This is a genomic window from Streptomyces sp. NPDC041784, assembly GCF_055591025.1.
The window spans coordinates 72,002-85,381 of record NZ_JBVJAB010000018.1 but is presented as its reverse complement, the minus strand read 5'-3'; the positions used below and the strand labels follow the sequence as shown (position 1 = coordinate 85,381).

Below are 13,380 nucleotides of genomic sequence, written 5' to 3'. Positions count from 1 at the left end.
TCCGGACCTATTGTATTACGACCGTAATACAAATGGGGAACGGGCGATGGCTCGCCATCAGCTCGAACGAACGGAGCCCACACCATGCCGCACAAGTGCAGGCGGGGCCGGCCCAGCCGATGCAGCTCCGAGTGACAAGTCGGCGACACCCGCACCCCACCAGGCGCAACAGCTCCGTGGTCGCCGGACGCGATCACGGCCACGCAAGCCCAACCCCTCAGGAAATGGAAACCACGCCATGAGCCAGCCCAGCACGATCCGCCTGGAGCGGACGACCCCGCGGACCGCCAGGATCACGTTCTCGAATCCCCCCGTGAACCTGGTGATCCCCGAGTCCATCGTGACGCTGCACAAGATCGTCTCGGAGCTGGAGAACGACCCGGACATCCAGGTCGTCGTCTTCGCCAGCGAACTTCCCGACTTCTTCATCAACCACTTCGACGCCACCGCGGCCGCCGACCTCCCCGCGCCCGAGCACGAGGACGACAACCCGTTGTGGACCGACATGGTCCTGCGGCTGAGCAAGGCTCCGTTCGTCAGCATCGCGGCCATCCGGGGCCGTACCCGCGGCGCCGGCAACGAGCTGGCCCTGGCCTGCGACCTGCGCTACGCCAGCCGCGAGAAGGCGTTCTTCGGCCAGCCCGAGGTCGGCCTCGGCCTCGTCCCCGGCGGAGGGGGAGCCGAGCGACTGCCCCGTTCGATCGGCCGCGACCGGGCGCTCGAGGCCATCCTCGGCAGTGCCGACTACGACGCCGACCTGGCCGAACGCTGGGGATGGGTCACCCGCACCCTGCCCGACGCGGAACTCGACGCCTTCGTCGACGCGACCGTCGCCCGCCTCGCCTCCTTCGACCGGCAGGCACTGGCGACCGCCAAGTCCCAGGTCAACCGGGCGACACTGCCGCCGGACGCCCACCTGGTCGCCTCCTTCGGCGAGTTCGCGGGCACCCTGACGCAGCCGGGATTCGCCGCGCGTGCGGTCGGGCTCGGCGCACTGGCCGCCGAAAAGGGCCTCGACGTCGAGTACCAACTGGGCGAGTACATCGGCCGGGTCAGCGAAGCCCTCTGATCACCCACGACCGCACCCACGACCGACCGCAGCGCCCCACAGGGCGCCCGTATGGCGCCGCAACACCCCGGGCAGCTTCCATCCCCCACCCATCAGGGTTCCCACGGCGGCCGGGCACGTCTCAACGGCAGCCCGGCCGCCGGCTCTCCCGGCCGGAGGGCCCCGCCGCACCCACCGGCGTCCTAACACGGAAAACGCGACGGCCAATGCCCCACCGTCGCCACGTGCAAGTGGACCGACCGTTCTCGCGTCCGGTGCCGTGACTTCGCCGACGGCACATGAACAGCTCTCGGCAGCGGCGCAGACCATCCTTTGAGAGGGTTTCTGCTGCAATGCCGCACCAACGGCTCGAAATCGCAGGCTTTTGCGTCAGTGTCTGACTCTCGGGTGGTCGGCCCTGCGTCGGTCGGCTGCGGTCAGGCTTCTGGGCCCAGTGTTGCCGGCTGATCGCTGCTGCCGTGCGCCAGCGAGGCGAGAATCTCCTTGCGGCAGACATCAAGGATTTCGTCCGCCAGCGGAGAATCGTCCGGGCATGCCCGCGACAGCATGATCGCTCCGACCGAATGGGCGAGCATGTCGATCACCATGGTGCGGGCCGCGCGTTGGTCCGCGTCCCCCGGCGTGTCGCTTGGGGCCTGAAGGGCCGTCAGCAGGTTCTCGATCCCGGCTGCGAACTCTGTTCTGATGTCCGCCGGCTGACGTGCGGCATCGCCGCTGAGGGCCGCGATGGTGCAGCCGTCGCCGCGCCCGTCGCGATGCTCCCGGGAGACGTAGCTCTCGACGAACTCGGCGGGATCCAGGCCTTCTGTCCGTGCCGCGGTCTGCGAGAGCCCGCTCGCGGACGCTTCGGCCATCAGGTCGGCCTTGGAGCGGAAGTGCTTGTAGAACCCGCCATGGGTGAACCCGGCGGCTGCCATCAGTTCCGCCACGCCGACAGCGTCATAGCCGCGCTCGCGGAACAGCCTGGCAGCTGTCGCGACGATGTGCGCACGGTTCTGTTCCGCCTGGGCCCTGGTGACCCGCATGTCCAGCTCCCTTCCACGGTCGACGCTCGACGGTCAAGCATACATAGATGTCGATCGACATCTATAAGGTTGACTTTTTAAATTACGACCGTCATCGTATTGCTCGCCCCCTCCAGAAAGGCTCAGGCCATGAGTGACACGCATGTGACCGCACCGACCCGGTACATCGAGGTCGACGGTGAACGGTTCGCCTACCGCCGCTGGGGCAAGCCCTCCGGCGTCCCGATCTTCCTCGTCCAGCACTTCCGCGGGGGAATGGACAACTGGGACCCCCTGCTCACCGACGGCCTGGCCGAAGGCCGTGAGGTCATCCTGTTCAACGGGCGCGGTATCGCCTCGTCATCCGGCACGCCGCGCAACCGGGTCGAGGACATGGCCGACGACATCGCCGCCGTCATCCGGGCGCTGGGGCTGGAGCAGGTCGATCTGCTCGGCTTCTCGCTCGGCGGTTACCAGGCACAGGAGGTCACGCTGCGCCACCCCCAGCTGGTACGCAAGCTCCTCCTGCTCGGCACCGGCCTCCGCGGCGGGGACCCGACGATGGACCCCAAGGTGCCCGAGGTGGCGCTGAACCCGGTCCCCACCCTGGAGGACTTCCTCTTCCTGTTCTTCGGCCGCTCACAAGCCGCGGTCGAAGCGGGCCGGGCCTTCTGGGAGCGACGTCACCAGCGGGCCGACCAGGACCCGCCGAGCTCGCCCGCAGTCGGGCAGGCGCAGTTCGAAGCGTCCATGGCCTATGCGGAGCCGCTGCCGGGCGAGAATCCCTACGCCTACCTGAACGCGATCACCCAGCCGACGCTGGTCCTCAACGGCGAGAACGACGTGATGATCGCCTCGATCAACTCATGGCACCTCGCCCAGAACATCCCCAACGCCCAGCTGCTGATCTACCCCGACGCCGGGCACGGAGCGCAGTTCCAGTACCCCGAGCGGTTCCTGCAGCACGCTCTTCAGTTCCTCGACGAGTAGGCAGCTGCGCGCGAACGGCACGTCCCCGGCCGACGGTCGCTCCGGACATTCCTGCGCCGCCCACCACCAGTAAAGCATTACGTATGTAATTTAATTTGCCCATGCTCATGGCGGATGCCTCATCGGATTCACATGCCTCATCGGATGCACCGCCCGGCACGCAGGTCTGCCGGATGTCCGCCACCAACAACCTGAGGAATCACGCATGCTCGACAGCCTGTGGACCCCGACCGTCGCCGGAAAGATCTCCCTGCCGCACCGTCTGGCGATGGCCCCCCTGACCCGCAGCCGAGCCACCCCGGACGGCGTGCCGACCGAGCTGAACGCCGAGTACTACGCCCAGCGCGCCTCGCACGCCCTGATCATCACGGAGGGCACCCAGCCCTCCGCCGACGGCCAGGGCTACCCGGTGACCCCGGGCATCTACACCGACGAGCACATCGCGGGCTGGCGCAAGGTCACCGACGCCGTGCACAAGGCCGATGGGCGCATCGTCATCCAACTCATGCATGCCGGGCGCATCTCCCACCCCGACAACACCCCCCACCACCGGCAGCCGGTGGCCCCCTCGGCGATCAAGCCAGCAGGCCAGATGTTCACCGGCTCCGGAATGCAGGAGATGCCCCAGCCGCGCGCACTGTCCACCGAGGAGGTCGCCGCGACGGTCGACGACTTCCGGCGGGCCGCCGCGGCCGCCATCGCGGCCGGCGCCGACGGCGTCGAGATCCACGGGGCCAACGGCTACCTGGTCAACCAGTTCCTCTTCCCCAGCGCCAACCAGCGCACCGACCAGTACGGCGGCTCCCTCGACAACCGCATCCGTTTCGCGGTGGAGGTCGCGACGGCGGTGGCGGACGAGATCGGAGCCGGCCGCACCGGCATCCGCATCTCCCCCGGCAACCCCTTCCAGGTCAGCGACCTCGTGGAGAACGACCCTCACGAGCTCTACCCGCACCTGGTGCGCGCCCTCGCGCCCCTGGACCTCGCCTACCTGCACATCGGCCACGGCGGCGACGAGGAACTCCTGGGCACACTGCGCGAGCTGTGGCCCCACACGCTGATCCTCAACCGCGCCGGCACCGACATCGCCACCCGCGCCAAGGACATCGAGAACGGCATCGCCGACGTCATCACGGTCGGCTCCATGGCCCTCGCCAACCCCGACCTGGTCGAGCGCGTACGTGCCGGCGCACCCCTGAACACCCCCGACCCCGCCACCTTCTACGGCGGTGGCGCGGCCGGCTACACCGACTACCCCACCTACGCAGCCTGACCCAAGCGCCCGGCGCCCGAGGCAATCGCCTTCCTCGGGCGCTTCGGCGTACGCACGGCACAGCCAGGCAGCGGTGAACATGCGCTCGCGACGCGAGCGGTATGCCGTCGAGTGACCACGAGGTCCCGCCCCGCGGCTTTGAATCCGGACTCGCCGCACCGGACGTGGACCCGGCCCCATCCCATGACTGAAGACGAGGCATCCGCATGACGGCATACGAACTCGCCGACAAGGTCGTCCTCATCACCGGCGGCACCGGCGGACTCGGCAGCGCCACGGCCCGGGCCCTCCTCTCCCGCGGCGCCCGGGTCGGCATCGTGGATCTGCGTCGGGACACGCCGGAGATCGCAGCCCGCATCTCGTCGTCCCACGTCGTCGGCTTTACCGCGGACGTCTGCGACCGCAACGCGCTCGACGATGCCGTGGCCCACCTGTGTGAGCGGTTCGGGCGGGTCGACATCGCGATCGCGAACGCCGGCATCATGGGGCGGGGCTCCACACTTCGTGCCACGCCCGCACCCGCGATCGACAAGGTGCTGGCCGTGAACATCAACGGAGTCGTCAACACCGTCAACGCGGCGATGGAACAGATCATCGCCAACCAGGGCCAGGTCGTCCTGATCAGTTCGGTCTTCGCCTTCCTCAACGGCGTGGGGGCCATTCCCTACGCCATGAGCAAGGCCGCGGTCGAGCAGCTCGGGCGCGGACTGCGCGTGGAACTCGCCCCCCACGGCGCCTCCGCCACCACCGCCTACTTCTCTCTGATCCAGACGGACATGATCAGAAACGGCGTCGACGCGGATCCTGCGATCACTGAGATCCTGGCCAGGACATCGCCGCGGCCGCTGCTCAAGCGCCTGCAGCCGGACCAGGCCGCCGAATCCGTCGTGCAGGCCATCGAACACCGTTCACCCCGCCTGATCCGGCCGGCTCGCTGGGCCCCGCTGTCCGTGCTGCGAGGAGTGATCAACCCGGTGATCGACGGGCGTCTGGCACGTGATCGCGTGGTGCACGCGATCCTCGGCAAGCTCGACGGGCGGTCAGGCCGCTAAGCAGGCCGGGCGAAGTCGACTACGGTTCGCCAACGCCTTCAAAGGGCGCGGGGCTGTGACATATGCGGCTCCGCCGCTTGGGCGCGACCAGCCACAACGGCGCCGCAGCCGAACGACGGCACCACACGGCACCTCAAGCGGAGCGCTCAGCGGCGGTCGTGCGAACACCAGGGCTGTACCGCTGGCGGACGGTGGCCGTTCCGGCTGCGGTGGCGTCGGGAAGCGGGTGCTCGATGTACTGCGCCTGTGTGCCACGCGGGCGCCGCGGTCGTGACCCACCACCGCGGCCTCCTCGAAGCCGAGCCCTTCGACGAGGCCGGCCATGTCGGCAGCCTCACCGTCTTCGGCATCTTGGCACTTCCAGGACGGGAGGATCGCCGAGCACGAGGACATCCTCCAGGAGGTGCCGACCGCCACCGACAGCGAAGACGTGTTCGCCACGCTCAGCCATCCGCAGACCTCGTCGCCGGGACAACGGTGGCTCACCTCGTACAACAAGCAGCTGGTCACCGCCTACGTCGACCAGCTGCCGTTCCGCAAAGACTTGACCGCCGTCGATGCGTACGTGGGCTCGGAGTACCACAGCCACTGCACCGCGGCGCCGGACACTCGCGGGCGGGCGGTCGTCGACCTCTTCCGGGTGCGGGACCAGAAGACCGTCGAGCACTGGCTCGCCGGACAGAACGTGCCGGAGGTCTCCGCCAACGACAACACGATGCTCTGACGCCACAGACCCACCCAGCCGCGTGAGCGCTGCACCGGATACCGGGTGGTCTCCCCGAGCTGGGTCCGTGCGCGATGCCATCGCATCCGGACACACCTCGGTTCGGACCGCCTGATTCTGCCACCTGGCTCGGCCGCCCTGGCCGAGACAGCCTGCTCAGGAAAGGTGGCGCTTGAGGATCTTGCCGGTGGAGGTCAGGGGCAGTTCGTCGACGAACTGGACGATGCGCGGGTACTTGTACCCGGCGAGCCGTTCCTTCGCCCAGGCCACGAGCTCGTCCTCGGTCGTGTCACTGCCTGCCTCCTTCACCACGACGGCCTTGATCTCCTCGCCGTGGGACTCGTGCGGTACGCCGATCACGGCGACCAGGGAGACCGAGGGGTGCTCCATGAGGACTTCCTCGATCTCACGCGGGTAGACGTTGAAGCCACCCCGGATGATCATGTCCTTGGACCGGTCGACGATGTAGTAGAAGCCGTCCTCGTCCCTGCGGGCGAGGTCGCCGGAGCGGAACCAGCCCTCTTTGATCGCCTCGGCCGTCGCGCCGGGCCGCTTGTAGTAGCCCTTCATGACGTTGTGTCCCCTGATCGCGATCTCCCCGATCTCCTCGGGGCCACCCTCGGCATCCGACCAGTCATCGCGGATGAGTTTCATCTCCACGCCCGGAACGGGCACACCGATCGAACCGACGCGGGGCTCCTCGCCGAAACGGGAGAAGGACGCGATCGGCGAGGTCTCGGACAGTCCGTAGCCTTCGAGGATCGTGACGATAGATCGGCCAGCAATCACCTGCCGACCATAATATTACGTGCGTCAGACCATAGATTAGGATGAGATACAAGGCAATGGTCCGGCAACGTTGGGGAGGAACCCTGTGGCGCGCTACACCAAGGAACACAAGCAGGTGACGCGGCAGCGGATCATCGAGCGGGCCGGCCACCGGTTCAAGCAGGATGGCATCGACGGCTCCGGCATCTCCACGCTGATGTCGGACGCCGGACTCACCAACGGGGCCTTCTACGCCCACTTCGAGTCCAAGGACGACCTCGTCGCTCACGTCGTCGCCGAGCAGCTGCGCGCGCAGGTGGAGCAGTTCGGCACGCTGCGGCCCGGCCGCGAGGGCCTCGAGGATCTCATCCGCTCGTATCTGTCGCCCGAGCACCGGGACAACCCCGGCAACGGTTGTCCGAACGCCGCCCTGCTGGACGAGATCGGCCGCTGCGGTGACGGAACCAAGGACGCCTACACCCACGGCGCCAAAGCCATCGTGGACGAGTTCGCCGCCCGCCTGGCACCCGAGGATCCGCAGTCCGCCCGCGGTCAGGCCGTCGGGCTCTTCACCCTGGCGGTGGGAACGCTGCAGCTGTCCCGCGCGCTCTCCGACCAAAAGTTCTCCGACGAGGTCCTCGAGCAGGGAATCGAGAACGCCCTCGCCATCGCGCGATGCACGTCAGCACCGGCTGGATGACCTGGCACGGCCGGGACGCCGGTGCCGCGTGAGCGGCTGGCCCCCGGGGCAACTGCGATCTCGGGAGCGGCCGGCGCGGGGGTCCTGCGCTCGTACGGCGGCTGACTCTGCGCCCGTTCGAGATACGCCGTAGCGGCAGTGCAGGTCCTGGGCCTGGGTCCTGGTGCCCGAACGGGACGTCGACCGGTCTCCGCATCGCCATCCTGCACGGCAACCGCCTCGGCGCCGCAGGGCCGAGAGGCGAGCAGGTCAGTTACGCCGTACACGTGACGAGAGCCGTGACGCCCGCCGGGCGTCACGGCTCTGAGTCAGCGTCCTCGGCCCCGTACGCACACCGCACCGCGGTCCTACGGCCGGCCGAAGAACTCGAGAGCCGTCGGCACGAACTGCTCGTGGTACTGGAAGATGCCGCCGTGTCCGCCGTCGGGGTAGATCACCAGCTCGGAGTTCGGCAGTCGCCGGTCCATGTCGTACGAGTTCGACGTCGGAACCATCCTGTCGTTGTCACCGTTGGCGACGAGCACGGGCTGCCGGATGACGGACAGATCCTGCGGCCGTGCCAGCCCCCAGCGGTGGATGGCCTTGAGCTGGGAGAAGTAGGAGGTGAGGCGGATCGCCTTGTCCCGGTCCTTGGTGCGCTCCTTCAGGCGGGCCAGGAACTCCTTGCCGGCCCGGCGCCCGTTCGCGGTGCGGGTGAAGAAGAGGAACATCTTCACGTCCTGAAGGGTGAGCAGTGCCCGGAGGGTGTCGTAGTGCGAGATCCGGGTCACGTTCTTGATGCCCTCGCCTCCGGCCGGACCGGTGCCCGCGAGGATCAGCCTGCGGATGAGCTGCGGATCGGTCTGGGCGATCACTTGGGCGATCATGGCGCCCATCGAGAAGCTGAGGACGTCGACCTGCTCGAAGCCCAGCGCCCGGATGAAGGTGACGGCGTCCTTGGCCATCTCCTCGATGGTCTTCGGCGTCACGCCGGTGGAGGCGCCCACGCCCCTGTTGTCGAACGTGATCACCCGGTGCTTGGCGGCGATGCCGTCGACGACCCGGGGGTCCCAGTTGTCCAGGACCGCGGCGAGGTGGGTGATGAAGATGACCGGCATGCCGGTCCGGGGGCCGAGGTCGCGGTAGGCGAAGGTCACTCCGTCGGCGGTGACGGTGCGGGTCTGCGCGTTCTTGTACGACGTCACCACGTCACCATGCGTTTCGCGTGTGTTCACGGTCGTGCCCTTCGATGTATGGGTTACCGCGACTGTGCGCCAATTTCTGCTTCCTCGCAGGTGGGCGCAGAGCGGTGCTCCTGTGTCTCCCGGCCGCGGCTGCAGTCCGGAGTCGACGGTCAGAGGAGGCTCATGGAGAACCGCCTGGATCAGGTCTCTGAACAACCCGTCAACCATTGAAGTATGACCATACTTTCATCAGGGTGCAAGTGGTAGGGCCGAACGAGATGCACAGCTGTGGAATCACGGGTTCCGCCGGGCTTCGCGGCGCACAGCACAGCGCACCACCAGGGCAGGAGCGGCTCACCTGCGCTGGCGGCTGCGAGACTCTGGTCGTGACCGGCGAGTCGCGGACGTCCGGCCCCGGACCGGTGACAGCCGACGATCTGTACAGCGGTCATGGCATCGATGCCCGGCGTGAGGACGACGCCTGGCTGCGCCCGGATTCCAGGACGAGGGCCGGGCCGGAGTCCGCACCGTGGACCACGACGACGCCCGCCTCAGCCCCGAACCCCCCGCCACCGGTACGGCGCACCTCCCGCCTGCACCCGCAGCGGACCTGGTGCAGCGCTTGCGGCGCTCGTCGGCAACACCGTCGGCCTGACCGGGGAAGGCCGCTCCACGGCGACACTGAAGCTCATGGGACGTCAGATCGCACTCCTCGACACCCTTTGGAAGCTCGACCGGCCCTTCGTCGTCCTGGTCCAGGGCAAGCCCTCGCCCCTGCCCGCCCGGGCACTCGGCGCCGGCGCCATCGTCCAGGCCCTTCACCCCGGGGATGCAGGCGGTCGGGCGGTCGCCGAGCTCTTGCTCGGGCGCATCGAGCCGAGCGGGCGGCTGCCGGTCCGCTACCAACCAGGTCCGGGGGCAGCACGGCTACAGATGCGCCGATCTGGCACAGGATCCGCTGTTCGCCTTCGGCGAGGGTCTCAGCTGCACGACGGTGCACGACTCGGACCCGACGATCCAGAATCCGTTGTCACGTCCACGGGGACGCTGCGGGCCACGGTGACGCTGACCAGGACGGGCCGCCGTCCCGCACGGGAGACTGCGCAGGCGTATGCCCCGACCGCGTCACGAGCGTGACGTGGACCGATCGCGAAGTGAAGGCCTTCACCCAGGTCGGCGTCGAGCCGGGCGAATGGGTCGAGGTGATGATCCTGTTCCCGCCGGTGACTGCACCCTCGTCGCCGCTCGGGACGCCGCGTCGTCGGACCGGGTGAGTTCGATCTCCTGCTCGGCAGCAGCTCACGCATCGAGGACCTCCGCGCCGCCGCCTTCACCGTCGACCACCTGCGCGGAGCGAGCGCTACGGCATCCCCTGGACGGGCCCGGCAACACGGTGACGCCCGGTGCGTGTGATCGTTTCACTGTGAGCGCGCGGGACGGGACGCTTCACGGTCTCTTCGTGAGACCCGGCACCGAGACAAAATTGCGTGCCGCCGAAAGTCCCGGTCGCCGGACACCGCCGGCGACGGGAGCAGACCCGCGGACCCCTGTCCGCAGGCAGGCACGAGGCGACGGCAGGCGGACGACCAGTAATGCGTGCCGCCTGTCGTGTCGGGGAGCGCTACGAGGTCACGTCGCCGGTACGCACCGGCTGCCCAGGCTCGACGGTGATGACGGCCGGAGCCGTGCAAGGGCCGCCTCACGGCTGTGAGGCGGCCCTTGCACGAGGGCTGACCGGCCGTCGCCCGAGGTTCGGGATCGGCGGCGCGGTCGGCGTCTTCAGGCGGCGAGGAAGTCGGCCACCTGCTTGGTGAAGGCCCTGGCGTGCTGGAAGAGGAAGGCGTGGCCGGCGTCGCCGTAGAGGAGGAGGGTGGCGTCGGCCAGGTGCTGGACGGCGACGTAGGACGCGTGGGCGGGGACCATCACGTCGTGCAGGCCGTTGGCGTACAGGACGGGGTGCTCGATGGACTCCAGTTCGGCCCGTACCTCGTCGAAGGGGGCTGCCAGGAGCTGGCCGATCGCGGCGAGCATGCCCTGCGCCGTCGCCTCGGTGACCGCGGGGCCACCGGCGGCGAGCCGGGGCGCGACGTGGGCGAAGTGCTCGTGCCCTGAGGCGCGGGCCGCTTCCGTCTCCGGGTAGAACAGGTACAGCATGTCCTCCTGGTCGGCGTCGGGCTTGGCCATGATGCCCAGGACCTTCTCGCTCGCCTCCGGCGCACCGGGCACCCAGCCGGTCGGGCCGCTGCCCGCCACGATGATCTTGCGCACCAGCTCCGGGCGACGCGCGGCCAGGCGCTGGGCCACAAAACCCCCCAGGGACCAGCCGAGCACGTCGGCCCGCGCGAGGCCGAGGGCCTCGATGAACTCGGCGGCGCCCTCGGCGAATCCGTCGAGGGAGTCGCGCGGCTCGCCGGTGGTGTAGCCGACGCCGACGTTGTCGAACACGATCACGTCGTGGTCGGCGGCCAGGTGGTCCAGGAACTCCGGGTCCCACCAGTCGATGGTCGCCCGGAAACGCTGCAGCAGGACCAGCGGGACACCGCCCTGCGGACCCATGCGCCGGTAGGTGAAGGTCGCGGAGGGCCCCTCCACGGTGAGGTTCTCGGCCTTGTCTGCCAGATAGGTGCTCATGACGTCCTTCTCTTGTGGGCGGGTGCCCGTCCGTTCTCGCGGGTCTGCTCACGCAGCACACGCAAGACATGCCGGGTCTGCGGGGTCGCTGCCCTCGGCCGGCGCCCCATGCGGCGAGCCAGGGCTGTGGATCAGGCCGACGATCTGCTCGGATCGCTCGGTCACCGGCTCGCTCCGATCACCCCGGAATCCACCGCGCCGAGTCGCAGAACAATTAAATTATGTTCATAATACTAAGCAGGGGCGACTCGAGTACGCAAGAGGGTTCCTGTGGTGAGCGGAGCCCGCGGCCCGGCCGCGGAACCGCAAGCGGTCCGGCGCGGCGGGGGCCGAGGGGCGGCGGCCCCGCACCGGCCGCGAGGGCACCGGAATCCGGGATAATTGAATTACGTTCACAATATAATACATTGGAGGAGCCGACGGAGGGCGAGCGGCCCACCCGGCGCGCAGAGGAGTGTGCGGTGCGATACAGGAAAGAGCACAAGCAGGCCACCAGGCGGAGGATCATCGAGACGGCGGGCCGCCGCTTCAAGGAGGACGGCATCGACGGCTCGGGCATCACAGCGCTCATGAAGGACGCCGGGCTGACCAACGGCGCCTTCTACACCCACTTCACATCCAAGGACGACCTCGTGGCCACCACGATCGCCGACCAGTTGCAGGCCCAGAACGCGAGCATCGTCGCGCACGCACAACCGGGCCGCGCCGGCCTCGAACAGATCGTGCGCTGGTACCTGTCCCCCTGGCACCGTGACAGCCGTGACGCCGGCTGCCCCTCCGCCGCCCTGCTCGACGAGATAGGGCGCTGCACACACCCGACCAAGCAGGCCTACACCGAGGGCGTACTGGTGGTCGCCGACGGCATCGCCGCCCGCCTGGCGCCGGGCGACCCGCTCTCGGTCCGCACCATGGCACTCAGCTCCTACGCCATGATGGCCGGCACACTCCAGCTCTCGCGGGCCCTCGCCGACCCGCAGCTCGCCGACCAAGTCCTCGACCAGGGCATCCACAACGCCCTCACGCTCCTGGGCATCGAACACGAAGGGGACACCAGGACGGCGCACTGACCGGCGTACACACAGACACTGCGGAGCGCGCGCCGCACCGCCCACGCCGCGCCAACCCCTCACCTGCGGCGCGACACCCCTACGGGAAAAGGCGTCCACTCGACACCCGGAGCCTGCACGCGGCCCCGTCCACCGGACACCCCTGCCCGCAGGGGCCTGAAGCCGCAACGGTCACAGAGCCCGGACGCGTCTGATCAATCGCCTGCCGGTGACGCTGTACGCATGACCGTCAGAGCAAGGGCATGAGGACGGCGTCGACGATCGCCGCGATGTCGTCGTCGCCGACCTGCCGGTCGCGGACAAGCCCCCAGTGGAGCAGGAGAGCGAGGGCGGCGGAGACCGCGATCGAGTGACCTCCTGACCGATCGGCCTGACGCGGCGGCAGATCGCCGCGCTCCACCGCGTGCGCCAGCACGCCCTCGACGGCCTGGTGCAGGGAGTCGACATAGCGCTGCCGGACGAGGCTGCACAGTTCCGGCTCCTGGCGAGCCGTGTCGTGCAAGGCCGAGAGCAGGTCGCCTCGAGAAGCGTCCTGGCTCCAAGTGGCGCGGGTCATCGTCGCGATGAGTTCCTCGCGGAGTCGGCCGGGCCCGATCGTGACCGGCACGAGGTCGTCGGTGAGACCGGCGTGGTCCAGCGCCTCCGCGGCGAGCTCCGCGCGGGACTTCCAGCGCCGGTACACGGTCGCCTTGCCCACCCCGGCTCGTGCCGCGGCCTTGTCCATGGTCAGTGCCGGATATCCGCCCTCGGCGAGCAGCTCCGTGGCCGCGCGCAGGATCTGGGCGTCCCGGGCGGGGTCACGTGGCGGGCCCGAGGCGCCCGGGGGACGCCGCAGTTGCGCACCGGGTTCGGGCATGTCTGCTCTCTTCCCTCACTGGGACGATCTTGTATCGAGTCTATCCGGACTGCTGGCGTCCACCGTGAACCCGGAACACTTCC

14 protein-coding genes are annotated in these 13,380 nt (G+C 68.9%); 9 read left to right on the top strand and 5 right to left on the bottom strand.

Features of this window, described 5'->3' with window-relative positions; translation table 11 throughout:
* The first annotated feature begins 238 nt into the window (after nucleotides 1-238).
* Nucleotides 239-1,069 carry an enoyl-CoA hydratase/isomerase family protein gene (locus ACZ6D7_RS32385; RefSeq protein WP_030949978.1) on the top strand — a complete coding sequence of 277 codons (831 nt, stop codon included), beginning with the start codon at nucleotides 239-241 and terminating at the stop codon, nucleotides 1,067-1,069.
* 416 nt (nucleotides 1,070-1,485) lie between these two features.
* Here the strand turns inward: ACZ6D7_RS32385 and ACZ6D7_RS32380 are convergent, their stop codons facing one another.
* Nucleotides 1,486-2,094 carry a TetR/AcrR family transcriptional regulator gene (locus ACZ6D7_RS32380; protein WP_469498528.1) on the bottom strand — a complete coding sequence of 203 codons (609 nt, stop codon included), beginning with the start codon at nucleotides 2,092-2,094 and terminating at the stop codon, nucleotides 1,486-1,488.
* A 129-nt stretch (nucleotides 2,095-2,223) separates the two neighbouring features.
* Here ACZ6D7_RS32380 and ACZ6D7_RS32375 point away from each other — a divergent pair, with 129 nt between their 5' ends.
* The 4 genes from ACZ6D7_RS32375 to ACZ6D7_RS32360 all read left to right on the top strand — a co-directional run bounded on the left by ACZ6D7_RS32375 (nucleotide 2,224) and on the right by ACZ6D7_RS32360 (nucleotide 6,112).
* Complete coding sequence (locus ACZ6D7_RS32375; protein ID WP_469498526.1) at nucleotides 2,224-3,063, top strand: alpha/beta fold hydrolase; 840 nt, start codon at nucleotides 2,224-2,226, stop codon at nucleotides 3,061-3,063.
* A gap of 205 nt (nucleotides 3,064-3,268) precedes the next feature.
* Nucleotides 3,269-4,336 (top strand): alkene reductase, encoded by a 1,068-nt coding sequence (locus ACZ6D7_RS32370; RefSeq protein ID WP_469498523.1) that lies wholly within the window; start codon nucleotides 3,269-3,271, stop codon nucleotides 4,334-4,336.
* Nucleotides 4,337-4,542: 206 nt separating this feature from the next.
* A complete protein-coding gene (locus ACZ6D7_RS32365) occupies nucleotides 4,543-5,388 on the top strand; it encodes an SDR family NAD(P)-dependent oxidoreductase (protein WP_469498520.1) in 846 nt (281 codons plus the stop codon).
* A 322-nt stretch (nucleotides 5,389-5,710) separates the two neighbouring features.
* Nucleotides 5,711-6,112: a nuclear transport factor 2 family protein gene (locus ACZ6D7_RS32360; RefSeq protein WP_469498517.1), complete on the top strand. Its 402-nt coding sequence runs from the start codon at nucleotides 5,711-5,713 to the stop codon at nucleotides 6,110-6,112.
* Between the two features lie 156 nt (nucleotides 6,113-6,268).
* On the opposite strand, the gene ACZ6D7_RS32355 is transcribed toward ACZ6D7_RS32360, so the two are convergent.
* A complete protein-coding gene (locus ACZ6D7_RS32355) occupies nucleotides 6,269-6,901 on the bottom strand; it encodes an AMP-binding enzyme (protein WP_469498514.1) in 633 nt (210 codons plus the stop codon).
* Nucleotides 6,902-6,986: 85 nt separating this feature from the next.
* On the opposite strand from ACZ6D7_RS32355, the gene ACZ6D7_RS32350 reads away from it, so the two are divergent.
* A complete protein-coding gene (locus ACZ6D7_RS32350) occupies nucleotides 6,987-7,580 on the top strand; it encodes a TetR/AcrR family transcriptional regulator (RefSeq protein WP_261727524.1) in 594 nt (197 codons plus the stop codon).
* 347 nt (nucleotides 7,581-7,927) lie between these two features.
* On the opposite strand, the gene ACZ6D7_RS32345 is transcribed toward ACZ6D7_RS32350, so the two are convergent.
* A complete protein-coding gene (locus ACZ6D7_RS32345) occupies nucleotides 7,928-8,794 on the bottom strand; it encodes an alpha/beta fold hydrolase (RefSeq protein ID WP_469498510.1) in 867 nt (288 codons plus the stop codon).
* A gap of 399 nt (nucleotides 8,795-9,193) precedes the next feature.
* Between ACZ6D7_RS32345 and ACZ6D7_RS32340 the strand changes: the two genes are divergently transcribed.
* Together ACZ6D7_RS32340 and ACZ6D7_RS32335 are read left to right on the top strand one after the other, a co-directional pair.
* Complete coding sequence (locus tag ACZ6D7_RS32340) at nucleotides 9,194-9,880, top strand: glycoside hydrolase family 3 protein (protein WP_469498507.1); 687 nt, start codon at nucleotides 9,194-9,196, stop codon at nucleotides 9,878-9,880.
* A complete protein-coding gene (locus tag ACZ6D7_RS32335; RefSeq protein WP_469498504.1) occupies nucleotides 9,877-10,017 on the top strand; it encodes a hypothetical protein in 141 nt (46 codons plus the stop codon). The genes ACZ6D7_RS32340 and ACZ6D7_RS32335 overlap by 4 nt, the downstream gene beginning before the upstream one ends.
* A 505-nt stretch (nucleotides 10,018-10,522) precedes the next feature.
* Here the strand turns inward: ACZ6D7_RS32335 and ACZ6D7_RS32330 are convergent.
* Entirely contained in the window at nucleotides 10,523-11,374 is an 852-nt protein-coding gene (locus ACZ6D7_RS32330; protein ID WP_469498501.1) for an alpha/beta fold hydrolase, read from the bottom strand.
* Nucleotides 11,375-11,835: 461 nt separating this feature from the next.
* Between ACZ6D7_RS32330 and ACZ6D7_RS32325 the strand changes: the two genes are divergently transcribed.
* Complete coding sequence (locus ACZ6D7_RS32325) at nucleotides 11,836-12,441, top strand: TetR/AcrR family transcriptional regulator (RefSeq protein WP_469498498.1); 606 nt, start codon at nucleotides 11,836-11,838, stop codon at nucleotides 12,439-12,441.
* Between the two features lie 229 nt (nucleotides 12,442-12,670).
* Here ACZ6D7_RS32325 and ACZ6D7_RS32320 read toward each other — a convergent pair whose 3' ends face one another.
* Complete coding sequence (locus ACZ6D7_RS32320) at nucleotides 12,671-13,297, bottom strand: TetR/AcrR family transcriptional regulator (RefSeq protein ID WP_469498496.1); 627 nt, start codon at nucleotides 13,295-13,297, stop codon at nucleotides 12,671-12,673.
* Between the last annotated feature and the right edge of the window lie 83 nt (nucleotides 13,298-13,380).

Coding starts and splice junctions, on each gene's coding strand:
- ACZ6D7_RS32385 (WP_030949978.1), top strand. CDS start 239: ATGAGCCAGCCCAGCACGATCCGCCTGGAGCGGACGACCCCGCGGACC.
- ACZ6D7_RS32380 (WP_469498528.1), bottom strand. CDS start 2,094: ATGCGGGTCACCAGGGCCCAGGCGGAACAGAACCGTGCGCACATCGTC.
- ACZ6D7_RS32375 (WP_469498526.1), top strand. CDS start 2,224: ATGAGTGACACGCATGTGACCGCACCGACCCGGTACATCGAGGTCGAC.
- ACZ6D7_RS32370 (WP_469498523.1), top strand. CDS start 3,269: ATGCTCGACAGCCTGTGGACCCCGACCGTCGCCGGAAAGATCTCCCTG.
- ACZ6D7_RS32365 (WP_469498520.1), top strand. CDS start 4,543: ATGACGGCATACGAACTCGCCGACAAGGTCGTCCTCATCACCGGCGGC.
- ACZ6D7_RS32360 (WP_469498517.1), top strand. CDS start 5,711: ATGTCGGCAGCCTCACCGTCTTCGGCATCTTGGCACTTCCAGGACGGG.
- ACZ6D7_RS32340 (WP_469498507.1), top strand. CDS start 9,194: ATGGCATCGATGCCCGGCGTGAGGACGACGCCTGGCTGCGCCCGGATT.
- ACZ6D7_RS32330 (WP_469498501.1), bottom strand. CDS start 11,374: ATGAGCACCTATCTGGCAGACAAGGCCGAGAACCTCACCGTGGAGGGG.
- ACZ6D7_RS32320 (WP_469498496.1), bottom strand. CDS start 13,297: ATGCCCGAACCCGGTGCGCAACTGCGGCGTCCCCCGGGCGCCTCGGGC.